At 72.4% G+C, this 20,921-nt stretch carries 23 protein-coding genes and 1 tRNA gene; 7 read left to right on the top strand and 17 right to left on the bottom strand.

Annotation, left to right across the window (positions count from 1 at the left end; genetic code table 11):
• Window positions 1-500 precede the first annotated feature (500 nt).
• Window positions 501-574, top strand: a tRNA-Pro gene (locus D9V37_RS12880).
• A 112-nt stretch (window positions 575-686) separates the two neighbouring features.
• On the opposite strand, the gene D9V37_RS12875 is transcribed toward D9V37_RS12880, so the two are convergent.
• The 14 genes from D9V37_RS12875 to D9V37_RS12810 form a co-directional block, all read right to left on the bottom strand.
• On the bottom strand, window positions 687-1,061 hold the full coding sequence (locus tag D9V37_RS12875) for a VOC family protein (RefSeq protein WP_121806596.1): 375 nt from the start codon (window positions 1,059-1,061) through the stop codon (window positions 687-689).
• A complete protein-coding gene (locus tag D9V37_RS12870) occupies window positions 1,058-1,195 on the bottom strand; it encodes a ribbon-helix-helix protein, CopG family (protein WP_121806595.1) in 138 nt (45 codons plus the stop codon). Before D9V37_RS12870 ends, D9V37_RS12875 begins: the two co-directional genes overlap by 4 nt.
• Before the next feature lie 62 nt (window positions 1,196-1,257).
• The gene (gene der, locus D9V37_RS12865; RefSeq protein WP_121806594.1) at window positions 1,258-2,598 is read right to left on the bottom strand and encodes a ribosome biogenesis GTPase Der; all 1,341 of its coding nucleotides are present in this window, start codon (window positions 2,596-2,598) and stop codon (window positions 1,258-1,260) included.
• Window positions 2,591-3,253: a (d)CMP kinase gene (gene cmk / locus D9V37_RS12860; protein ID WP_232524901.1), complete on the bottom strand. Its 663-nt coding sequence runs from the start codon at window positions 3,251-3,253 to the stop codon at window positions 2,591-2,593. Before cmk ends, der begins: the two co-directional genes overlap by 8 nt.
• Window positions 3,254-3,278: 25 nt before the next feature.
• Window positions 3,279-4,337 carry a prephenate dehydrogenase gene (locus tag D9V37_RS12855; protein ID WP_121806592.1) on the bottom strand — a complete coding sequence of 353 codons (1,059 nt, stop codon included), beginning with the start codon at window positions 4,335-4,337 and terminating at the stop codon, window positions 3,279-3,281.
• Window positions 4,334-5,374 carry an ABC transporter ATP-binding protein gene (locus D9V37_RS12850; protein WP_198412533.1) on the bottom strand — a complete coding sequence of 347 codons (1,041 nt, stop codon included), beginning with the start codon at window positions 5,372-5,374 and terminating at the stop codon, window positions 4,334-4,336. Before D9V37_RS12850 ends, D9V37_RS12855 begins: the two co-directional genes overlap by 4 nt.
• Before the next feature lie 47 nt (window positions 5,375-5,421).
• Window positions 5,422-6,222: an ABC transporter permease gene (locus D9V37_RS12845; RefSeq protein ID WP_121806590.1), complete on the bottom strand. Its 801-nt coding sequence runs from the start codon at window positions 6,220-6,222 to the stop codon at window positions 5,422-5,424.
• Window positions 6,219-7,094: an ABC transporter permease gene (locus tag D9V37_RS12840; RefSeq protein ID WP_121806589.1), complete on the bottom strand. Its 876-nt coding sequence runs from the start codon at window positions 7,092-7,094 to the stop codon at window positions 6,219-6,221. Before D9V37_RS12840 ends, D9V37_RS12845 begins: the two co-directional genes overlap by 4 nt.
• Window positions 7,087-8,223: an ABC transporter substrate-binding protein gene (locus D9V37_RS12835; RefSeq protein ID WP_121806588.1), complete on the bottom strand. Its 1,137-nt coding sequence runs from the start codon at window positions 8,221-8,223 to the stop codon at window positions 7,087-7,089. Before D9V37_RS12835 ends, D9V37_RS12840 begins: the two co-directional genes overlap by 8 nt.
• 97 nt (window positions 8,224-8,320) lie before the next feature.
• A complete protein-coding gene (locus D9V37_RS12830; RefSeq protein WP_121806587.1) occupies window positions 8,321-9,049 on the bottom strand; it encodes a pseudouridine synthase in 729 nt (242 codons plus the stop codon).
• A complete protein-coding gene (gene scpB, locus D9V37_RS12825; protein ID WP_121806586.1) occupies window positions 9,042-9,707 on the bottom strand; it encodes an SMC-Scp complex subunit ScpB in 666 nt (221 codons plus the stop codon). The genes D9V37_RS12830 and scpB overlap by 8 nt, the downstream gene beginning before the upstream one ends.
• The gene (locus D9V37_RS12820; RefSeq protein ID WP_121806585.1) at window positions 9,700-10,551 is read right to left on the bottom strand and encodes a segregation and condensation protein A; all 852 of its coding nucleotides are present in this window, start codon (window positions 10,549-10,551) and stop codon (window positions 9,700-9,702) included. The genes scpB and D9V37_RS12820 overlap by 8 nt, the downstream gene beginning before the upstream one ends.
• Window positions 10,552-10,575: 24 nt before the next feature.
• Window positions 10,576-10,893: a hypothetical protein gene (locus D9V37_RS12815; RefSeq protein WP_408636201.1), complete on the bottom strand. Its 318-nt coding sequence runs from the start codon at window positions 10,891-10,893 to the stop codon at window positions 10,576-10,578.
• Window positions 10,894-10,895: 2 nt separating this feature from the next.
• Window positions 10,896-11,822 (bottom strand): ParA family protein, encoded by a 927-nt coding sequence (locus D9V37_RS12810; protein WP_121806762.1) that lies wholly within the window; start codon window positions 11,820-11,822, stop codon window positions 10,896-10,898.
• 586 nt (window positions 11,823-12,408) lie between these two features.
• On the opposite strand from D9V37_RS12810, the gene D9V37_RS12805 reads away from it, so the two are divergent.
• The 4 genes from D9V37_RS12805 to D9V37_RS12790 are packed head-to-tail and all read left to right on the top strand — an operon-like array spanning window position 12,409 to window position 16,160.
• Window positions 12,409-13,656, top strand: coding sequence for a class I SAM-dependent methyltransferase (locus D9V37_RS12805; RefSeq protein ID WP_121806583.1), 1,248 nt, complete (start codon window positions 12,409-12,411; stop codon window positions 13,654-13,656).
• Window positions 13,653-14,474, top strand: a complete 822-nt coding sequence (locus D9V37_RS12800) for a glycosyltransferase family protein (protein ID WP_121806582.1) — start codon at window positions 13,653-13,655, stop codon at window positions 14,472-14,474. The genes D9V37_RS12805 and D9V37_RS12800 overlap by 4 nt, the downstream gene beginning before the upstream one ends.
• Window positions 14,471-15,112 carry a PIG-L deacetylase family protein gene (locus D9V37_RS12795; RefSeq protein WP_121806581.1) on the top strand — a complete coding sequence of 214 codons (642 nt, stop codon included), beginning with the start codon at window positions 14,471-14,473 and terminating at the stop codon, window positions 15,110-15,112. The genes D9V37_RS12800 and D9V37_RS12795 overlap by 4 nt, the downstream gene beginning before the upstream one ends.
• A gap of 16 nt (window positions 15,113-15,128) precedes the next feature.
• Window positions 15,129-16,160 carry an NAD-dependent epimerase/dehydratase family protein gene (locus D9V37_RS12790; protein WP_121806580.1) on the top strand — a complete coding sequence of 344 codons (1,032 nt, stop codon included), beginning with the start codon at window positions 15,129-15,131 and terminating at the stop codon, window positions 16,158-16,160.
• On the opposite strand, the gene rfbC is transcribed toward D9V37_RS12790, so the two are convergent.
• Complete coding sequence (gene rfbC / locus D9V37_RS12785) at window positions 16,149-16,703, bottom strand: dTDP-4-dehydrorhamnose 3,5-epimerase (protein ID WP_121806579.1); 555 nt, start codon at window positions 16,701-16,703, stop codon at window positions 16,149-16,151. The two genes, D9V37_RS12790 and rfbC, sit on opposite strands and share 12 nt — an antisense overlap.
• A 13-nt stretch (window positions 16,704-16,716) precedes the next feature.
• Between rfbC and D9V37_RS12780 the strand changes: the two genes are divergently transcribed.
• A complete protein-coding gene (locus D9V37_RS12780) occupies window positions 16,717-17,790 on the top strand; it encodes a methyltransferase domain-containing protein (RefSeq protein ID WP_121806578.1) in 1,074 nt (357 codons plus the stop codon).
• Between the two features lie 11 nt (window positions 17,791-17,801).
• Here the strand turns inward: D9V37_RS12780 and D9V37_RS12775 are convergent, their stop codons facing one another.
• Entirely contained in the window at window positions 17,802-18,671 is an 870-nt protein-coding gene (locus D9V37_RS12775) for a glycosyltransferase (protein WP_121806577.1), read from the bottom strand.
• Window positions 18,672-18,718: 47 nt separating this feature from the next.
• Here D9V37_RS12775 and D9V37_RS12770 point away from each other — a divergent pair, with 47 nt between their 5' ends.
• Window positions 18,719-20,026 (top strand): lipopolysaccharide biosynthesis protein, encoded by a 1,308-nt coding sequence (locus D9V37_RS12770; protein ID WP_147455939.1) that lies wholly within the window; start codon window positions 18,719-18,721, stop codon window positions 20,024-20,026.
• Here D9V37_RS12770 and D9V37_RS12765 read toward each other — a convergent pair.
• Entirely contained in the window at window positions 19,968-20,891 is a 924-nt protein-coding gene (locus D9V37_RS12765) for a site-specific tyrosine recombinase XerD (protein WP_456299571.1), read from the bottom strand. The genes D9V37_RS12770 and D9V37_RS12765 overlap by 59 nt on opposite strands.
• Between the last annotated feature and the right edge of the window lie 30 nt (window positions 20,892-20,921).

The following is a 20,921-nucleotide window of genomic DNA, read 5'->3' as shown; positions in this document are numbered from 1 at the left end:
CATGGCAGGAGAGACTAGGCTTACAACGTAAGCCTGAGAAGGGTGCTCACCCGAAACATGGACCTTCGCGACCGGGGAGTGGGGGCGCCGGTTGAGGAGGTCGCCCCGCGACCGTCTCAAGACCAAACCCATGAGACTCCGGTCGGGTGGGTGCGTGCAGCTCGGGGCTGCGGCTTCCCGGCCTTCAGGGTTGGTGGCGTCACTGGTCTTGGCTGGCTACGCCGGGTGGGGTGGATTGGCCGCTGCGATCGGCGTCCGGGTCACGGGCCGGCGTGCGGGGCGGTGGTCGTGGCTGGTGCCGGCCGGGCGGGCCCCCCACCACTGGCACACCCCTGGCACTGGCAACGCGCCAACGACCACCATCACCAGGACCGCACCCGACGGCACCGCCCCTGCACACCCTCGACCAACGCCGACACCACGGAGCCCTGCCCGACCCAGGATGCGGGGTGCTCGCACCTGCTGCGGTAAGGTTCCGATCGCTCGCTCAGGCGGGCATTCGGGCTGTGGCGCAGCTTGGTAGCGCACTTGACTGGGGGTCAAGGGGTCGCAGGTTCAAATCCTGTCAGCCCGACCGAAGAGAACGCAGGTCGGAGACCGCTTCCCGAAGGCTGGGAAGCGGTCTCGGCATCTTCGGGGCTGGTGGGCAATCCATCTGCGTACCAACGGCGCACACGTGCGGACCTTCAGCCGTAAAGCTCCTGGTCGAGTTCATTGATCTTCACGAGCAGACCGTCCGGCGTGCGGAGCTGGAGCTGCCGGCCGAAGCCCTCGTCGCTGGTGCCCTGGGCGATGTCGACGTGCGCAGCTCGTAGTCGCCCTTCGAGGTCGTCCAAGTTACCGGTCGACTCGAAGTTGAGCTCGACGGTGCCCTCGTTCTGCTCGGGGTTCGCGGGGTGGGCCAGCAAGGAGAGCTGGCTGCTCCCGATGCGAAGCATGGCGAAGTCGCCGTCGCGCGAGCCGTGCAGGAGCTCCGCTCCCAGGGCCTCGTAGAAGGCGACGGAGGCGCCCATGTCCTCGACGTGGACCATCGGCTGCAAGGTGAGGCTGGGCTCGCTCATCGATTCTCCTGGATGTAGCGGCGACACATCTTCTCGACGAGGTCCGAGAGCGAGATCTGCTCGTCGATGGCGCGGTGCTTGATCAGACGCACTGTCTCGGGGTCGAGGTACACGTTGAACTGCTGCTTCGCCATGCTAGCAATCTAGCACCGACCCGGGCGTGTCGCGCGGACGACCCCGACCGGGCCGCCACCGGTCACTTCCGGCGTTCTCGCGGCTTCTGCTGGACGTGCACGGGGGTGCCGACGAAGCCGAACTCCTCGCGCAGCCGGCGCTCGATAAAGCGCAGGTAGGAGGCCTCGAGCTTGCCGGTGGTGAACAGGACGAAGGTCGGCGGAGCGGTCGAGGGCTGGGTCGCGAAGAGCACACGCGGCTGCCGGCCGCCGCGGACCGGGTGCGGGTGCTCGGCGACGAGGCGGCCGAAGAAGGAGTTGAGCGCACCGGTGCCGACCCGGGTCTCCCAGCCTGCGAGTGCGGAGTCGAGGGCGGGCACGAGGCGGTCGACGTGCCAGCCGGTGCGGGCGGTGATGTTGATGCGGGGCGCCCACTGCACCTGCACCAGCTCCCGCTCGATCTCGCGCTCGAGGTAGTGCCGGCGCTCCTCGTCGACCAGGTCCCACTTGTTGAAGGCGATGACCAGGGCACGGCCGGCCTCGGCGACGGTGCGGATGATGCGCTGGTCCTGCTCGGAGATCGGGTGCGAGCCGTCGACGACGAGCACGGCCACCTCGGCGCGGTCGATGGCGGTCGCGGTGCGTAGGGAGGCGTAGTACTCCTGGCCCGAGGCCTCCTTGACCCGGCGCCGGATGCCCGCGGTGTCGATGAAGCGCCACTCGCGGCCGCCGAGGTCGATCAGCTCGTCGACGGGGTCGACGGTGGTGCCGGCGACGTCGTCGACCACCACGCGCTCGGAGCCGGCCAGCTTGTTGAGCAGCGAGGACTTGCCGACGTTGGGCTTGCCGACGATCGCGACCCGGCGCGGGCCGCCGACCTCCTCGAACGACTCCGGCGGCGTCTCGGGCAGCGCAGCGAGCACGGCGTCGAGCAGGTCGCCGGAGCCGCGGCCGTGGAGCGCGGAGACCACCTGCGGCTCCCCCAGCCCCAGGTTCCACAGCCCGTGGGCTTCGGCCTCGGCGCGCTGGTCGTCGACCTTGTTGGCCGCGAGCACCACGGGCTTCTTCGAGCGCCGCAGCACCCGGACGACGGCCTCGTCGGCGTCGGTGATGCCGACCGCGGCGTCGACGACGAACAGCACGGCGTCGGCCACCGAGACCGCCACCTCGGCCTGCGCGGCCACCTGGGCGGCCAGCCCGCGGGCATCGGGGTCCCAGCCGCCGGTGTCGACGACGGTGAACTGGCGCCCGTTCCACACCGCGTCGTAGGAGACCCGGTCGCGCGTGACACCCGGCCGGTCCTCCACGACCGCCTCGCGGCGGCCGATGATGCGGTTGACCAGCGTGGACTTGCCGACGTTGGGGCGCCCCACGACGGCCAGCACCGGGAGCGGCTGGCCCGGCTGCGGTGGCTGCTCAGTCATCGTCGTCCTTCACCAGCGTGACCACCTGGGCCACCACCTCGGCCAGCGTGAACCCGGTCGTGTCGATGTGCACCGAGCCGTCGGGGCGGGTCAGCGGAGCGGTGACCCGCGAGGAGTCGATGTGGTCGCGGCGCAGCAGGTCCTGCTCCGAGGCGGTGGTGGACCCCTCCCCCGCCTCGGCGCGACGGCGGGCGGCCCGCGCGGCGGGGTCGGCGGTGAGGTAGACCTTCACCCCGGCCTCGGGCGCCACCACCGAGCCGATGTCACGGCCCTCGACCACGATGCCGCCGGCGCCGATGTACTCGCGCTGCAGGTCCAGCAGCCGTTGGCGGACCTCGGGCACCGACGCCACGGCGGAGACGGCCGCGGTGACGTCGTCGCTGCGCACCGCCTGGCCGACGTCGGCGTCGTCGAGGTCGATGGTGGGGTCGTCGGGGTCCGTGCCGGACTCGATGCGCGGTTCGGCGACGCACGCCGCCACCGCGGCGGGGTCGGCCACGTCGACGTCGTGGTCGAGCATCCACAGCGTCATCGCGCGGAACTGGGCACCCGTGTCGAGGTAGCGCAGCCCGAGCGTCCGCGCGACGCCCCGGGCGGTGCTGGACTTCCCGGAGCCCGACGGCCCGTCGACGGCGACCACGACGTGAGCATCCACGGGCGGGAAGCCTATCTGTGACCGACTACCGGTGGACGGCCCAGCCCCTGGACTCCAGCGCATCGCGCAGCCCGGCGGCTGCCGCAGGGGCGACCTGGAGCTCGGCCAGGCCGACCGGGCGACCCGGGTCGTGGTCGATGCGCAGGTCCTCGATGTTGGTGCCGATCTCGCCGACGTCGCCGAAGAGCCGCGCCAGCTCGCCCGGGTGGTCGGGCACCGACACGAAGACCGCCTCGGTGGGGGCGGCCTCGCCGCCGTGCTTGCCGGGGATCGCGCGGGTGCCCTCGACGCCGCGCTGCAGCAGTGCCTGCAGCGCCTCGCTGTCGTCGAGGTCCTCGATCATCCGCTCGAGGTCGGTACGCACGTCGCTCAGCAGCGCGCGCAGCGCCGCGACGTTGCCGCCGATGATCTGGCGCCACAGCACCGGGTCGCTGCCGGCGATGCGCGTGACGTCGCGGACGCCCTGCCCCGAGAGCGCGAGCTGGTCGGGGGCGGCGTCGGCCAACCGGCGCGCGACCAGCACCGCCATCAGGTGCGGCAGGTGCGAGGTACGCGCGACGGCCTGGTCGTGGTGGTCCGGGGCGAAGCGCAGCGCCACGGCGCCGCAGGTGGCGACCAGGTCCTCGACCGCCGCCAGCGCCTCCGGTGCGGTGGTGTCGTGGGGCGTGATCGCCCAGGGACGGCCCTCGAACAGCGACTCGCTCGCGGCGAGCGGACCGGAGCGCTCGCTGCCGGCCATCGGGTGGCTGCCGCAGTAGCGGGCGAGCCGGGCGCCGTCGACCAGGGCGGCGATCTCGGCCAGCGGGTGCGCCTTCACGCTGCCGACGTCGGTGACCACGGCACCCGAGCCGAGCGCGGTGGCGACGACCGGTGCGATGGCGCCCGGCGGCACGGCCACCACCACCAGCGCCGGCACCGCGCCCTCGACGTAGGCGACGCCGGCGCCCAGGCCGGCCGCGGTCCTGACGTGGTCGGGGTCGGCGTCGCTGAGCCAGACCTCGCGCCCGGCCCCGCTCAGGGCCAGGCCGATCGAGGTGCCGAGCAGGCCGGCGCCGACGATCAGGACCGGCTGCGGTGCGCTCACGCCCCCATTGTCGCGGCCGGCACGACGAGCACGGGCGCGGGCTCGACCTCCAGGCTCACGCGCTGCCCGGGCGCCAGGTCGCGCGCCTGCGAGCTGGTGAGCTGGGCGATGACCGGCGTCTGGTCGGCCAGGGTGCAGTGCACCCGTGAGATGGGACCGAGGAAGGCGACCGACGTGATCGAGGCGGTGCCCTCGGAGTCGGCGCGCACCGAGAGCGACTCCGGGCGCACCATCGCCAGGCCGGCGTCCTCGACCGAGCCCACCAGGGTGGGGACCTGGACGCCGAGCACCTCGGCCTTGCCGGCGCTGACCACGGCCGGGACCTTGTTGTTGAGGCCCACGAACTCGGCCACGAACGGGGTGGCCGGGTGCGCGTAGAGCTCCGCGGGTGCGGCGATCTGCTCCAGCCGGCCGTGGCTCATCACCCCGACGCGGTCGGCGACCGCGAGCGCCTCCTCCTGGTCATGGGTCACGAAGAGCGTCGTGGTGCCCACCTCGAGCTGCACCCGCCGGATCTCCTCGCGCAGCTGCACCCGCACCTTGGCGTCCAGGGCCGAGAGCGGTTCGTCCAACAGAAGCACGCGAGGCCGGATCGCGAGGGCGCGCGCCAGGGCGACCCGCTGCTGCTGGCCGCCGGAGAGCTGGCTGGCGTACTTCTCGCTGTGCTCGGAGAGCCCGACGAGCTCGAGCATCTCCGCCGCGCGCAGGTGACGGTTGGTGCGGTCGTCGCCGCGCAGCTTGAGCCCGAAGGCGACGTTGTCGAGCACGGTGAGGTGCGGGAAGAGGCTGTAGGCCTGGAAGACCATGCCCATGTCGCGCTTGTTGGCCGGCACGGAGGTGAGGTCCTGGCCGTCGACCGCCACCGTGCCCGACGTCGCCTCGTCCAGGCCGGCCAGGATCCGCAGCGCGGTGGTCTTGCCGCAGCCCGAGGGGCCCAGCAGTGCCACCAGCTCGCCCGGCTCCAGGCGAAGGGTGAGACCGTCGAGGGCGTTGACCTGGCCGTAGGTGCGGGTCAGGTCGGTGAGCTCGACGCTCACGCCGGGGCGGGACCGGTCAGACGGGGTTCGCTCTGTCGGGCGTTGGCTCATCGGACCGCTCCTCCTACGACATGACGACGGCGACCGCGAGTGGCCAGCGAGAGCACCAGCAGCAGCACGAAGCCGAGCAGGATGGTGGCCAGCGACGCCGCCACCGACGTCGGTCCGTCGGTCTTGCCCAGCAGCACGATCACCACCTGCAGGTTCTGGTAGCCCATCAGCGAGGCGATGGTGTACTCCCCCAGCACCACGGCGATGGCGATGAACGAGGCCGAGAGCATCCCGGACCAGATGTTCGGCACCACCACGCGGGTGATGGTGGCGGTCCAGCCGGCGCCCAGCGAGCGGGCCGCCTCGGCCAGCGTCTGGAGGTCGATCGCGGAGAGCGAGGTGTCCAGCGCGCGGTAGGCGTAGGGCAGCGTCAGCACGACGTAGATGAAGGTCAGCGCCAGCGCGGACTCCCCCAGCCCGATGAAGCCGAGGAAGTAGGTGACCCAGGCGTAGACACCCTTGAGCCCGACGACGATGACCAGCGCCGGGATCGTCAGTGGCAGCAGGCACAGGAACTCCACCAGTCGCCTGGCCCACGGGGCCCGCAGCCGCACCCAGATCATCGTCGGCACCAAGAGGAGCAGCATCAGCACCACCGAGACGAACGCCAGCCCCAGCGAGACCAGCACCGCCGGGTAGAGCTGGTCGTCGGAGACGATGGCGGTCCAGGCCGCCATCGAGTGACCGCCGCCGGGTCGGCGCAGGCTGAACAGCGCCGAGGCGTAGATCGGGAGCAGGAAGAAGATCCCGAACAGCACGAGCAGCACGACGCGCAGCGCCCTCGTCCGGCGTGTCATCGCAGCCACCGCGAGGTGCGCCGCACCAGCAGCGTGTAGGCCACCATCACCACCGCGACGACGACGATCATCTCCAGGGCCAGCGCGTAGGCGAAGCCCGACTGCCCGAGCACCACCTCGCTGGTCAACGCCTGCCGGATGAGCAGCGGCACGATCGGGCTGCCGATGCTCACCAGCGCCGCCGCGGTGGCGTAGGCGGCGAAGGCGTTGGCGAACAGCAGCAGCATGGAGCCCAGGAACGCCGGCGTGAGCAGCGGCACCGCGACCTGGCGCCAGTACTGCCAGCCGGTGGCGCCCAGGCTCACCGCCGCCTCGCGCCACTGCGCCTTCAGCCCCTCCAGCGCGGGCAGGAAGACGATCACCATCAGCGGGATCTGGAAGTAGGTGTAGACCAGCACCAGCCCGGTGAGGGTGTAGAGCCAGCCCGAGCCGGCCAGGTCGACGCCCAGGTGCGCCACCCACAGCGTCAGCACGCCGGTGCTGCCGACGGTGGCCACGAAGGCGAAGGCCAGCGCGACGCCGCCGAACTGGGCCAGCACGCTGCACAGCGAGAGCATCATCCGTCGCAGCACCGACGTCGGCGGGCTGCTGGCCACCAGCCAGGCCAGCACCGCCCCCAGCACCGCCCCCACGACCGCCGTGCTGGCCGAGAGCAGCACGCTCTTCCACAGCGCCGCGAGCGCGGTGGAGGAGAACAGCTCGTGGATCCGGCCGAACGAGAACGATCCGTCGAGATAGACCGAGCCCACCAGCACCGCGACGGTCGGGATGACCAGGAAGATCACCAGGTAGGCGAAGAACGGCAGCAGCGGCGCGCCCTCCCGCAACCGGGCCCCGGCGCGCCGCCCCCGCCCCGCGGCGGCCTCAGCCAACCGCCTTCGCCCAGTTCTTCGACAGGTAGGCCGCGGCCTTGGTGTTCTGGTCGTCGGTCGGCGTGACCGCGGTGCCCTCGACCTTCGGCAGCGCGTCGTAGAGCGAGGAGTCGATGGTGCCGGCCTTGACCATGGCGTCGGCGCGCACCGGCCGGGCGCCGCCGGCCAGCCACAGGTTCTGACCCTGGTCGGAGTAGAGGAACTCCTCCCACAGCCGTGCGGCCGCCGGGTGCGGGGCGTCCTTGCTGATGGCTTGGTAGTAGTAGCCCGCCACCGGCGAGCCCGAGGGCACGATCACCTTCCAGCTCGGGAGCTTCTTGGTCTCGGCCGCGTTGAGGTAGTCCCAGTCGAAGACCACCGGGGTCTGACCCGACTCGATGGTCGCCGGAGTGGGGTCCAGCGGCAGGAAGTTGCCGGCCTTTTTCAGCTTCTTGAAGAAGTCGACGCCGGGACCGATGTCGTCGGCCGAGCCGCCGCTGGCCAGCGAGACCATCATGACCGCCGAGAACGCCGAGCCGGCCTGGGTCGGGTCGCCGTTGAGCGCCACCTTGCCCTTGTAGGCCGACTTCAACAGGTCCGAGACCGCGGTGACGGCAGGCACCTTGGAGGAGTCGTAGCCGATCGACATGTAGCCGCCGTAGTCGTTGACGTAGGCGCCGTCGCCGGCCTTGAAGGAGTCCGGGATGGTGGACCAGGTCGAGACCTTGTAGGGCGCGTAGAGCGAGGTGTTGGCCAGCGCCACCGACTGCCCGAGGTCGAAGACGTCGGGGGCGGTGCTCTTGCCCTTCTGCTGGTTGGCGGCGTTGATCTCGTCCTGGCTGGCCGCGTCGGGCTGCGCCGAGGTGATCTTGATGCCGTACTTCTTCTCGAAGGTCGAGATGATGGTGCCGTAGTTGGCCCAGTCCGGGGGCAACGCGATGACGTTGAGCTTGCCCTCCTTCTTCGCCGCCTTCACCAGCGCGCTCATGCCGCCGAAGTCCTTCGCGGAGGTCGCGGCGCTGACCTTGACCCCGGAGCTGGTGGTGCCGCTCTTGTCCCCACTCTCGGGCGGCCCGCAGGCCGCCACCGCGCTCACCACGAGGGCCGACGTCGCCAGCGTGAGGGTTGCTCGAAGCCGCGTGTTCATCATGGGGCGAACCTCCGATCGTCAGGAGTCAGGTCGCCGTCGGCCGTGTGACCGTCCGGCGGCGCCGGGATGAACGTAATCCATCCCGGGGACAATCGGGCTACAACTCGGTGCGGTCCAGCAGGTCGCCGAGCTCGTCGCGGGTCAGGTCGCGTAGCGATCCGCTGCGCAGTTGCCCCAGGCCCACCGGTCCGATGCGCGTGCGCGTCAGCCGCCGCACCGGGTGCCCGACGGCGTCCAGCAGCCGCCGCACGATGCGGTTGCGGCCCTCGTGGATCACCAGCTCGACGATGCTGCGGCCGCCCTGCGCGTCCAGCAGCTTCGCCGCGCTCACGGTGACCGGACCGTCCTCCAGGCTCACCCCGTCGCGCAGCCGACGCAGCGTCGCGCGGTCCACGGCCCCCTCGACCTCGGCGACGTAGGTCTTGTCGACCTCGTAGGAGGGGTGGGCCAGCCGCTGGGCGAAGCCGCCGTCGTTGGTGAGCAGGATCAGGCCGTCGGTGTCGGTGTCGAGCCGGCCGACGTGGAAGAGCCGCTCGGGCCGGTCGGCCACGACGTCGCCCAGGGTGCGGCGCCCCTGCGGGTCCGACATGGTCGACACGACGCCGCGCGGCTTGTTCAGGGCCAGGTAGACGTGGGCGCTCGCGGGCGGCAGCCGGCGGCCGTCGACACGTACCACGGCCACCTCGGGGTCGACCGACGTGCCGAGCCGGGTGACCACCTCGCCGTCGACCTCCACCCGGCCGGCGAGCATCAGCTCCTCGCACTTGCGGCGGCTGGCGACGCCCGAGGAGGCCAGCAGCTTCTGCAGCCGGACCGGCTCAGCCATCCGCGGGGGGCTGGTCGGGCTGGGTCTCGGTGGTCGGGGACTCGGCGGACTCTGACGCGGGGGCGGCGGGCGTGGCCAGCTGCTCCAGCTCGTGCTCCATGTCGGAGAGCTCGGGCAGGAACGGGGCGAGCTCGGGCAGCTCGTCGAGGGAGGAGACGCCGATGCGCTCGAGGAAGTACCCGGTGGTGCGGTACAGGTGCGCGCCGCTGGCCTCGTCGCTGCCGGCCTCCTCGACCAGGCCGCGGGTGAGCAGCGTCCGCATCACGCCGTCGACGTTGACCCCGCGCACCGCGGAGACCCGGGCCCGGCTGACCGGCTGGCGGTAGGCCACGACGGCGAGCGTCTCCAGCGCCGCCTGGGTGAGCCGGGCCTGCTGGCCCTCCAGCGCGAACCGCTCGACCACGTGCGCGAGCGCCTCGCGCGTGTAGTAGCGCCAGCCGCCGGCCACCGCGCGCAGCTCGAACCCGCGACCCTGCTCCTCGTACTCCGCGGCCAGGGCGGCCAGCGCGTCGCTCACGGCCTCGACCGGGTGACCGACCGCCTGCGCCAGGGTCAGGTCGTCCAGCGGCTGGTCGGCCACCATGAGAACGGCCTCCAGCGCCGGGCGCAGCTCGGCGACGGGTACGTCGAGGACCTGCTCGGACTCCTGCTCACTCATCGGAACCATCATCCTCGTCGGCACCGCCGCTCTCGGGGAAGGGGTGCGGCCCCTCGGCCAGCGCCCCCTCGAACTCGTCGGTGATCTCGACCTCGTCGTCATCCGATCCGGTCCAGCGCACGGTGAGCTCGCCCAGCGGCGTCACCTGCTCGAAGCCCACCGCGCCCTCGCGGAACAGCTCGAGCAGCGCCAAGAAGCGCGCCACCCGGGTCAAGACGTCGGGGGCGTCGCCGGCGAGCATCCGGAAGGTCGCGGTGCCGGTGCGACGCAGTCGCTCGACCACCACCGCCGCCTGCTCGCGGACGCTGACGGTGGTGGCGTGGATGTGAGCCAGCGAGAGCTGCGGCTCGGGCTTGGGTTCCAGCGCGCGGGCGGCCAGGGCCGCGAACTCCTGCAGCCCCAGCCCGATCAGCACGTCGGGCAGCAGCGTCGCGAACCGCTCGTCGAGCCCGACGGCGCGGGGGTAGCGACGCGACTCGGTGGCCAGCCGCTGCTGCAGCACCGAGGCCACCTGCTTGTACGCGCGGTACTGCAGCAGCCGGGCGAAGAGGAGGTCGCGGGCCTCGAGCATCGCGAGGTCCTCCTCGTCCTCGACGTCGCCCTGCGGCAGCAACCGGGCGGCCTTGAGGTCGAGCAGGGTGCTGGCGACCAGCAGGAAGGACGTGGTCTGCTCGAGGTCCCAGACCGAGCCCCCGGCCCGCACGTGGGCGATGAACTCGTCGGTGACCTGGGAGAGGGCGACCTCGGTGACGTCGAGCTGGTGCTTGGAGATCAGGCTCAGCAGCAGGTCGAAGGGACCCTCGAAGTTGTCCAGCCGCAGCTCGAAGGCGGTCTCGGTGCTCATGGGCAGCTCATCTGCGCAGGGCCGCTACTCGCGCAGGCGTCGCAGCAGCCGGCTGTCCTCGCCCTCGGCCTCGAGGTCGGCCAGGGCGAGCGCGACGGCCGCGCGCACCAGTCGGCCGCGGTCGACGGCGACGCCGTGGCGGCTGCGCAGCGAGAGGCGGGCGGACTCGATGTCGAGCAGCTCCTCGGCGGTGACGTAGACGGTCATCTTCTCGTCGTGGCGCACGCGGCCGCTGGGCGAGCGCCCCGTGTCGGTGCCCGCTCCCATCTCGGGAGCGGCGGTCGCCGGCTGCTCCTCGTCGGTCGTGCTCGTCGGCCGGAACAGGTCGTCGGCCGAGGGCATGCTTACTCGGCGGACCACCGTGCCACTACCTCCTTGGCTAGCTGCCGGTACGCGACCGCTCCCGAGGAGCTCGAGGCGTAGGTCGTGATCGGCTCGCCGGCCACCGTCGAGTCGGAGAACTTCACGGTGCGCCGGATGACGGTGTGGAAGACGGTGTCGCCCCACGCCTCGACCAGCCGCGCCATGACCTCGCGGCCGTGCAGTGTCCGGCCGTCGAACATGGTGCCCAGCACCCCGTCGATCTCCAGGCGGGGGTTGAGCCGCTCGGAGACCTTGTCGATCGTGTTCTTCAGCAGCGCCACCCCGCGCAGCGCGAAGTACTCGCACTCCAGCGGCACGATGACGCCGTCGGAGGCGGTGAGCGCGTTGACCGTGAGCAGGCCGAGCGAGGGCTGGCAGTCGATGAGCACGACGTCGTAGTGCGGCAGCGCCGGCGCCAGCACCCGCTGGAGGGTCTGCTCGCGGGCCACCTCGTGCACCAGCTGCACCTCGGCCGCGGAGAGGTCGATGTTGGAGGGCAGCAGGTCCATGCCCTCGATGCCGCTGGGGACCACGACGTCGTGCAAGGTGACGTCGCGCTGCATCAGCAGGTTGTAGATCGTCAGGTCCATCTGGTGCGGGTTCATGCCCAGACCCACCGAGAGCGAGCCCTGCGGGTCGAAGTCGACCAGCAGCACCTTGCGGCCGTACTCGGCCAGCGCGGCCCCGAGGTTGATGGTGGTGGTCGTCTTGCCGACGCCGCCCTTCTGGTTGCACATCGACACCACGCGTGCGGGGCCGTGGTGGTCCAGCGTCGGCGGCTCCGGGATGACCGGCATCGGCCGCCCGGTCGGTCCCGGGGGCACGTTGCGGGCCGCGGCGGCGTCGACCTTCGGGGCGGCGGGCTTGGCCGGCGGAGCCGGCGGCGGCGGCAGGTTCGTGGCCGGCATCCCGGAGGCGGCGCGCTTGCGCCGCGCCTCGGCCAGGACGTCGTCGTAGGTGGGAGCGGCGCCGTTCGACCCGCTACCCGGCCCATGTCCAGGGCCGACGCGGCCAGTGCCCCGCAGGTCCATCAGTCCCTCGTCCATCCGGTCCCCCCATCCGGCCCCGCGCTGGCGCGGAGGCCGCGGCGCGTGGTCCTCGACGTGGGTGGACGACCGGCCCTCGGACCCGCTGCCGGGCTCGTGCCGTTCGTCGTACCCACCGCTCATCGGCGGCCTCCTCGTTCTCGGTCCGGACCCGAGCCGGTCCCGATCACAGGGTCGACTGCACGGCGTGTCCTCGTTGCTGTCTGGGAGCCTATGCGTCGCGACAACCGGGCTCCAAGGAGCCCTGCGGCGCGTCTCACACCTGTGTGAAACGATCCGGTCTAGGCGTCCGTTCTGTCCGTATCGCGGCTTCTGTGGATCGGCCGAACGGTCAGACTTCCCCGCTCTTGCCCGCGCTCGCGTGCGTACTTCGCACCGGATGGGCGACCATGGGCGAGATGCGACGTCGGGGGACGTCGCGGGGGATTCGGATCGGGGGCGATCGCGCGTGCAGTGCCGGTTGTGTGGCGCAGAGGATCTGCGCAGTGTGGTGGACCTGGGGGCGACGCCACCGTGCGAGTCGTTCCTGATGCCCGGGCAGCTCGACCTCCCGGAGACCACCTACCCGCTGCACCTGCGGGTCTGCGCGGACTGCCTCCTGCTGCAGATCCCGGCCCTGATCACGCCGGCCGAGACCTTCACCGAGTACGCCTACCACTCCTCCTACTCCGACTCCTGGGTCCAGCACGCGCGCACCTTCGTCGACGACGCCACGCGCCGGGCCGGACTGGGCGCGGACTCCTTCGTGGTCGAGGTCGCCTCCAACGACGGCTACCTGCTCCAGCACGTGGTCGCCGACCAGGTGCGGTGCCTGGGCATCGAGCCGTCGGTGAACGTCTCCGCCGAGGCCCGCAAGGTCGGCGTCCCGACGCTGACGGAGTTCCTCTCCGAGGAGGTCGCTGCGACCGTGCGCGCCGAGCACGGACCCGCCGACCTGGTCGTGGCCAACAACGTCTACGCCCACATCCCCGACCTCATCGGGTTCACCCGCGCGCTGCGCGACCTGGTCGCCGACGACGGCTGGGTCTCCATCGAGGTCCACCACGCGCTGCACCTGATGGAGCACGCGCAGTTCGACACGATCTACCACGAGCACTTCCAGTACTACACGGTCCTGACCGCACAGCGGGCGCTGGCCACCGGCGGGCTGCGGCTGGTCGACGTGGAGGAGCTGAGCACCCATGGCGGCTCGATCCGCCTCTGGGCCCGGCCCGAGGAGCTCGGTGCCCCGGTGGCGCCGGCCGTCGCCGAGGTGATCGCTCGGGAGGCGGGGGTCGGTCTCGACACCGTCGAGGGCCACCTGGGCCTGGCCGACCGCGTGGCGCGGATCCGGCGCGACCTGGTCGCGTTCCTGGTCGAGTGCGCCCGCGACGGCGTCCGGGTCGCGGGCTACGGCGCCCCCGGCAAGGGCAACACGCTGCTCAACTTCTGCGGGATCCGGCCCGACCTCCTGCCCTACCTGGTCGACCGCAACCCCTACAAGCACGGCCGCTTCACCCCAGGCACGAGGATCCCGATCCACCATCCCGACGTGATCGACACGCTGCGGCCCGAGGTGATCGTGGTGCTCCCGTGGAACCTCAAGACCGAGATCGACGCCCAGCTCGCGCACACCGCCGAGTGGGGCGCGCGGCTGGTCTACCCGCTCCCGCAGCTCACCGTGGAGAAGGCCGGCACGATCGGGGTCGAGCGATGAAGGTCGTGCTGTTCTGCGGTGGCTACGGCATGCGGATGCGCGGCGAGGACGGGGCCGGGCTGCCCAAGCCGATGCAGCTGGTGGGCCCGCGGCCGCTCCTGTGGCACGTGATGCGCTACTACGCCCACTTCGGCCACACCGAGTTCGTGCTGGCGCTGGGCTACGGCGGCAACGCGATCAAGGACTACTTCGTCCACTACCAGGAGACCGCCTCCAACGACTTCGTCCTGCGCGGGGGTCGCGTCGAGCTGCTCGGCAGCGACATCGCCGACTGGACGATCACCTTCGTCGACACCGGCCTGGAGACCGCGATCGGCGAGCGGTTGCGGCGGGTGTGCGAGCACCTGAGCCCGGGCGAGCCCTTCTTGGCCAACTACGCCGACGTCCTCACCGACGCCCCGCTGGACACCATGGTCGAGCGCTTCCACACCACCGGCGCGGCGGCGTCGATGATGGTGGTCCCGCCGCCCAGCTCGTTCCACTACGTCGAGCCGATGCCGTTGGACGAGGGCCCGATCCGCGTCGACCGGATCCACCGGGCCGCCGACCTGCCGCTGCGCGTGAACGGCGGCTACTTCGTCCTCTCCCCCGAGGTCTTCGACCACCTGCCGGAGAACGGCGACCTGGTGGAGGACGCCTGCAGCGCCCTGGCCGCGCAGGGCCGGCTCATCGCGCAGGAGCACACCGGGTTCTGGAAGCCGGCCGACACCTTCAAGGAGCGCGCCGAGCTCGACGCGCTGTGGGCCGGCGGGCAGCGCCCCTGGGCGGTCTGGGAGCGTCCCCCGGCGCCGTTCCCGGCGCTGGAGGCCGTGCGGTGAGACTGCGCTTGGACGGCGTCCGCGAGCTGGCACTGGTCGGCGCCCACTGCGACGACATCGCCATCGGCTGCGGCGCCACGGTGCTGCGACTGGCCGCGGCCAACCCGGGTCTGGTCGTGCGTGCCCTGGTGCTCAGCGGCGGCGGCACCGCCCGTGAGCAGGAGGAGCACGACGCGCTGGCGACGATGCTGCCCGACGCCGACGTCCGGCTGAGCGTGCTCGACCTGCCCGACGGCCGGCTGCCCGACCACCGCGACCGGGTCAAGGACGCCCTGCAACGCCTCGCCGCGATCGGGAGCACCGACCTGGTGCTCTCGCCCCAGCGTCACGACGCCCACCAGGACCACCGGCTGCTCGGCGAGCTGGTGCCGACGGCATTCCGCTCGGCGCTGCACCTGGGCTACGAGATCCTCAAGTGGGAGAGCGACCTGCCCGTCACCACCGTGCTGGTCCCGGCCGACGAGGACGTCGTCGCGACCAAGGTGGCCGTCATCGAGAAGAGCTACCCGTCCCAGTCCGCCCACGACTGGTTCGACGAGGAGGCCTTCCGCGCCCTGATGCGGGTGCGGGGCGCGCAGTGCCACGAGCGCTACGCCGAAGGCTTCGTCACCGACAAGACCGTCCTCACCCTGTCCTGAAGGAGCACTGCTGACCATGCGCGTTCTCGTCACCGGCCACCTCGGCTACCTCGGCACCGTCATGACCCGCGTCCTGCGCGACGCCGGCCACGACGTCGTCGGCCTCGACACCGGGCTCTTCGCCGACCGGGTCCTCGGTCCCGCGCCGCTCGACCCGCCCGGCCTCGACGTCGACCTGCGCGACGTCACGCCCGACCACCTGGCCGGCTTCGAGGCCGTGGTGCACCTCGCGGCGCTGTCCAACGACCCGCTGGGCTCGCTGGCCCCCCAGATCACCTACGACATCAACCACGAGGCGTCGGTGCGGCTGGCGAGGGCGGCCAAGCAGGCCGGCGTCCGGCGCTTCCTGTACGCCAGCACCTGCTCGGTCTACGGCGCTGCGGGCGAGATCCTGGTCGACGAGAGCGCCGACCTGCACCCGGTCACGCCGTACGCGGTGTCGAAGGTGCGCGTGGAGGAGGACCTGCACGCGCTGGCCGATGCGTCCTTCGAGCCCGTCTACCTGCGCAACGCCACGGCCTTCGGCTTCTCGCCCCGGCTGCGCGCCGACATCGTGTTGAACAACCTGGTCGGCTCGGCGGTGCTGACCGGGCGCGTCACCGTGCTCAGCGACGGCACCCCGTGGCGCCCACTGGTCCACGCCGAGGACATCGCGACCGCCTTCGAGGCGGCCCTGACCGCGCCGCGCGAAGCCGTGCACGACCGCGCCTTCAACGTCGGACACGAGAAGAACAACGTGACCGTGGCCCAGATCGCCGAGCACGTCGCGGCCGCCGTGCCCGGCTCGGTGCTCGACATCACCGGCGAGCACGGCGGCGACCCGCGCTCCTACCGCGTGGACTTCGCGGCCATCCGATCCGCACTGCCGCACTGGGAGTGCCGTTGGGACATCGCGGCCGGCGCCGCCGAGCTGGCCGCCGCCTACGACGAGCTCGGCCTCACTGCGCACGCCTTCGGCCACGACCACGTCCGGCTCCACGTGCTCACCGAGCGGCAGCGGGCCGGTCAGATCGACGCCGCGATGCGGCCGCTGGTCTCACTGGTCTGAGGCGAGCAGGTGCTGCAGGTGCTGCCAGGACGGCGCGTGGGCGTCGCGGTCGCTGACCACGGTGACCGGGGCGGGCCACTCGACGCCCAGGTCGGGGTCGTCGTAGCGGACCGCGAGGTCCTCGGCCTGGTTGTGCTCGCGGTCGATGCGGTAGCAGACGTCGGCGGTCGGGGTCAGCGTCTGGTGGCCGTGCAGGAACCCGGCGGGGATGTAGAGGTGGCGGTGCTCGACGTCGTCGAGCCGGGTGGCCAGCCAGCGGCCGAAGGTGGCCGAGCCGGGACGGATGTCGACCACCACGTCGTGCACGGCGCCGTTCGCGCAGCGGACCAGCTTGGCCTCGCCGGCTCCGCCGCGTCCGTGCAGGCCGCGGACCACGCCCTGGCGCGAGCGCGACTGGCTGTCCTGCACGAACGCGTCCGGGTCCAGCCCGTGGGCGCGGGCCAGGTCGACCTCGAAGGTCCGGGTGAAGAAGCCGCGCTCGTCGTGGCGGACGTCCGGGACCAGCACCAGCAGCCCGGCCAGCGCCGTGGTCTCGACCCGCATAGGAGTGACGGTAATGGGTGAGTCGGCCCCAGGTGAGCTCCACTGCGCCGCGTGCGGCGCCCTCGGCGGCGCGGGCGACGTCGTGCTCGACCTCGGCCCGGTGCCGGCGGCCGACGACTTCCCGCTGCCCGACGCACCGGTGCCCGACGCGTTGCATCCGCTGGCGATGTGGCTGTGCCCCGCGTGTGGCCTGGCCCAGCTGGCCGAGGACGACACCGCGGCGGAGGAGCCGCTGGCCGTCGAGCCGCAGGCGCTGCGCGACCAGGCCGCGATCGCCGTCGACCTGGTCACGGCCGCGTACCCGGGCGCGCGCAGCGTCGTGGAGTTCGGCTCGCCGCACGGCGGGTCGTGGCTGTCGCTGCTGCGGCCCTACGGCTGGCTCGACGCCGAGGAGCGGGCCGACGTCGTCGTCGACACCTTCGGCCTGATGCACGAGCCCGACCAGGCGGCCGCCATCCGCGAGCGGGCCGATCGGCTGGCCGACGACGGCGTCCTGCTGCTGCTTTTCCACAGCCTCGCCACGATCGTCGAGCAGGGGCAGTGGAGCTCGCTGCGTCACGGCCACACCGGCTACTACTCGCTCACCGCGCTCGGCACGCTGCTCGGCCAGGTCGGCCTGGCGCCCGCGACGGTCTGGGAGTTCGACCTCTACGGCGGCACCGTGCTGCTGGCCGCGAGCCGCGACGCCGTGCCCGACGAGTGGGTGAGCGCCATGCTCGAGCGGGAGGCCCGGATCGGCGTCACCGACGCCACTGCGCTCCGCTCGCTGCAGCAGGCGGCCGACGCCGAGACCGACGCCCTCGCCGAGGCGCTGGCCGGCGGGTCCTGGTACGCCTACGGCGCCGCGTCGCGGGCGGTGGCGGTGCTCCACCGGGCCGGGGCCACCCCCGACCGGCTGCTGGCCGTGGCCGACGCCTCGCCGGGCAAGCAGGGGCGCACCATGCCCGGGACGCGGGTGCCGATCGTCTCCCCTACCGAGCTCGTCGCCGCCGACCCCGAGCGGGTGTGGCTGCTGCTGCCCGACCTCGCCCGCGAGGTGGGCCACGCCCTGCCGAGCCTCGAGGGACGCTGGGCCGCGCCGTGCTGACGCCGGCTGCGCTAGAGCGACCAGTCGAGCTCACGCCCGGCGCCGAAGCGACGGTTGGCGCGGGCCGAGGCCAAGAACAGCGCCCGGTGGCGCAGCTGCGAGCTGACGTTGCCCGCCCGGCCCAGCAGCCGGCTGGTGCGGTCGACCTGCCAGAACGGATCGGAGCCCAGGCGGTCGGTCAGCCGGCGCTGGTCGGCGTACATGGCCGCGGTGACGCCGGCGGAGATGCTGCCGGTGCCGGCGCGGAAGGCGGCCAGCGAGTCGGGCAGGCCGTGGAAGTCGCCGAACTTCAGCAGGCGCACCCACATGTCGATGTCCATCGGGAAGACCAGGCTGGCGTCGAAGCCGCCGGTCGAGTCGAAGTCGACCCGGCGGAACATCACGCAGCCGGGCTCGCCGATCGGGTTGCCGCCGTTGCGGACCACGCGGCGCACCGTCTCGCGTCCCGAGTGCCGGCCGGTCAGTCCCATCAGGCCCCGGTCGCTGGCGATCACACGGGTGTCCTCGCTGACGATGTGGCGCCGGCAGGAGACCAGGGCCAGGCCCGGGTCGGCCTCGAAGGCGGCGACCTGCCGGGCGACGATGTCGGGGTGCACCAGGTCGTCGGCGCACACCACCTTGACCAGGTCGCCGGTGGCCAGGGACACCGCGGCGTTCCAGTTCTCCGCCAGCGGCAGCACGGTGGCGTTGCGCACCACGCGCAGCCGGGGATCGTCGGCGTAGCGGGCCAGGATGTGCGGGGTCGCGTCGGTGCAGGCGTTGTCGAGCACGACGACCTCGAGGTCGGCGTAGGTCTGGGCCAGCACGCTGCGCAGCGTCTCCTCGACGTGCCGCTCGGCCTGGTAGACCGGGACGACGACGCTGGCGCGCGGACCGGCCACGACCCGACCTCCCCCGACGCGACGAACGACCGAACGGGCGCCCCGGCATGAGCACCCACGTCCATGCTAGCCAGACAGAACCGGTCAAGTCGGAGAGTTCAGACATCCGCGCCTTCTTCCGCGACGGCGCGGCGCTGGGGGCCAGCGCCATGTTCACCGCCCTCATCGGGCTGGTCGGCTGGCTGCTCGCGGCCCGGCTGCTGCACCCGGCCCAGGTCGGGCACGCCGCCGCGTTCGTCAACGGCTTCCTGCTCGTGGCCGCGATCGCCGAGCTGGGACTGAGCCAGGCCGCGATGCGCTGGCTCACCCACGCCGGCTCGCTCGCGCCACGGCTGCTGCGCCGGGTCTACGCCGGCGCGCTGGCCTCCTGCCTGGTGGCGGCCGTGCTCTGGACGCTGGTGGCGCCGGTGGACCGCTGGAGCGGCCTGGGTCCCGTCGGCGGCCGCGCGCTCTTCGTCGTGGCGGCGCTGGTGTGGATGCTCTTCCACGTCCAGGACTTCGTGCTCACCGGCCTGGGCGCCGCGCGCTGGGTGCCGGTGGAGAACGTGGGCTTCGGCATCGTCCGCATCGGCCTGCTGGTGCTACTGGCCGACCGGTTCGGGGCGCTTGGGCTGATCCTGTCGTGGGTCATCGGCACCGCGCTGTGCGTGGTCGCGGTCAGCGCCGGCCTGCTGCGCAACGCCCACCGGGCCACGGGCCCGGGTCGGCTGCCGACTCGTCGGGAGGCGACGCTGACCGCCGGCGGCACCTGGTTCGCGATGATGGGCACCACCTTGCTCAACAACCTGGTGCCCGTGGTGGTCGTGGCCCGCTACGGCGCGGCCACCGGAGCGGTCTTCGCCGTGGTCTGGCTCGGCCTCAACGCCCTCGACGTGGCCAGCATCGGGTTCGGCAACGCGGCCGTCGTCCGGCTCCGTGGCGGCTCGTGGCGCATGTTCGGCCAGGCCGCCCGCCGGGTGCTGCCGCTCTTCGCCGGACCACTGCTCGTCGCGGGGCTGCTCGCGCACCCGTTGCTGCAGCTGTTCGGCCCGCTCTACGCCGCCGAGGGGCAGACCATGCTCCGGCTGGTGGTGAGCGGTGCGCTGCTGCGGGCGGTCGTCGTGCTGGTCGCCGCGGTGCACTTCGCCCGCGACCGGGTGGGCCACATGGCTGCGTTGCACTGGGCCAGCGCGCTGAGCCTGGTCGCCCTGGCCGGCGTGGCGCCCACCGGCCGCGGCCTGGCCCTGCTCGGTGCCGGCTACCTGGTGATCCAGGTGGTGCTGGCCGTCCTCGCGATGCTCGACCTGGTCGGATCCTCTAGTCGAGAGCGCGGGGATGGGCCGCTGCGTACACCTCGCGCAGCGCGTCGACGGTGACCATCGTGTAGATCTGCGTCGTGGTCACCGAGGCGTGGCCCAGCAGCTCCTGCACGACGCGGACGTCCGCACCGCCCTCGAGCAGGTGCGTGGCGAAGGAGTGGCGCAGCGTGTGCGGCGAGACGTCCGCCGTCACGCCGGCGCGCTCGGCGGCCTTGGTGATGATCGTCCACGCGCTCTGCCGGGAGAGCCGGCCGCCGCGGGCGTTGAGGAACAGCGCCGGCGTGCTCCGGGTGGCCGAGACCAGATCGGTGCGCGGGCCGGCGAGGTAGGCCGCCACCGCCTCGCGGGCGTACGAGCCGACCGGCACCAGCCGCTCCTTGCCGCCCTTGCCGCGCAGCAGCACGGTGCCCGGCTCGTGGGCCGGGTCGAGATCGAGGTCGTCGACGTCGAGGCCCACCGCCTCGGAGATCCGGGCGCCGGTGCCGTAGAGGACCTCGAGCAGCGCGCGGTCGCGAGCGGCGAGGGCGGTGCCCTCTCCCCCGGCGGCCAAGATCGCCTCCACGTCAGGCAGCGGCAGGGCCTTGGGCAGTCGCTTGGCCGGCGGGGGCGGGCGGACGCCGGCCGAGGGGTCGGTCGTGGTGATGGCGTCGCGCAGCGCGAACTTGTGGAAGCCGCGCACGGCGACGACCGCCCGGCCCGCCGAGCTGGCCGAGAGCGGCGGGTGGTCCTCGTCGCCCTCGCGCAGCGCCATGAGGAAGCCGGTCACCTGGGCCGGCGTCACCTCCACCGGGTCGTCGACTCCGAGCGCGCCGAGGTAGCCGACGTAGCGACGCAGGTCGCGACGGTAGGAGGTCAGGGTGTTGGCGGCCACCCCGCGTTCGACGCTGAGGTGGTCGAGGTAGGTCCGAACGGCCTGGTCCAGCTTCAGGACAGGACGTCCTCGAGGCTGGTC

The sequence above is a fragment of the Nocardioides mangrovicus genome (assembly GCF_003674065.1).
In the GTDB taxonomy this organism is placed as follows: Bacteria; Actinomycetota; Actinomycetes; order Propionibacteriales; family Nocardioidaceae; genus Marmoricola; species Marmoricola mangrovicus.
Note: the sequence above shows the minus strand (reverse complement) of the source record. Positions and strands in the feature narration are given on the sequence as shown.

Bases quoted from the DNA above. Each gene is read 5' to 3' on its own strand.
- D9V37_RS12875 (WP_121806596.1), bottom strand. From the start codon at position 1,061: ATGAGCGAGCCCAGCCTCACCTTGCAGCCGATGGTCCACGTCGAGGAC.
- D9V37_RS12870 (WP_121806595.1), bottom strand. From the start codon at position 1,195: ATGGCGAAGCAGCAGTTCAACGTGTACCTCGACCCCGAGACAGTGCGT.
- der (WP_121806594.1), bottom strand. From the start codon at position 2,598: ATGACTGAGCAGCCACCGCAGCCGGGCCAGCCGCTCCCGGTGCTGGCC.
- D9V37_RS12845 (WP_121806590.1), bottom strand. From the start codon at position 6,222: ATGACACGCCGGACGAGGGCGCTGCGCGTCGTGCTGCTCGTGCTGTTC.
- D9V37_RS12835 (WP_121806588.1), bottom strand. From the start codon at position 8,223: ATGATGAACACGCGGCTTCGAGCAACCCTCACGCTGGCGACGTCGGCC.
- D9V37_RS12830 (WP_121806587.1), bottom strand. From the start codon at position 9,049: ATGGCTGAGCCGGTCCGGCTGCAGAAGCTGCTGGCCTCCTCGGGCGTC.
- scpB (WP_121806586.1), bottom strand. From the start codon at position 9,707: ATGAGTGAGCAGGAGTCCGAGCAGGTCCTCGACGTACCCGTCGCCGAG.
- D9V37_RS12820 (WP_121806585.1), bottom strand. From the start codon at position 10,551: ATGAGCACCGAGACCGCCTTCGAGCTGCGGCTGGACAACTTCGAGGGT.
- D9V37_RS12815 (WP_408636201.1), bottom strand. From the start codon at position 10,893: ATGCCCTCGGCCGACGACCTGTTCCGGCCGACGAGCACGACCGACGAG.
- D9V37_RS12810 (WP_121806762.1), bottom strand. From the start codon at position 11,822: ATGCCGGCCACGAACCTGCCGCCGCCGCCGGCTCCGCCGGCCAAGCCC.
- D9V37_RS12800 (WP_121806582.1), top strand. From the start codon at position 13,653: ATGAAGGTCGTGCTGTTCTGCGGTGGCTACGGCATGCGGATGCGCGGC.
- D9V37_RS12790 (WP_121806580.1), top strand. From the start codon at position 15,129: ATGCGCGTTCTCGTCACCGGCCACCTCGGCTACCTCGGCACCGTCATG.
- rfbC (WP_121806579.1), bottom strand. From the start codon at position 16,703: ATGCGGGTCGAGACCACGGCGCTGGCCGGGCTGCTGGTGCTGGTCCCG.
- D9V37_RS12780 (WP_121806578.1), top strand. From the start codon at position 16,717: ATGGGTGAGTCGGCCCCAGGTGAGCTCCACTGCGCCGCGTGCGGCGCC.
- D9V37_RS12770 (WP_147455939.1), top strand. From the start codon at position 18,719: ATGAGCACCCACGTCCATGCTAGCCAGACAGAACCGGTCAAGTCGGAG.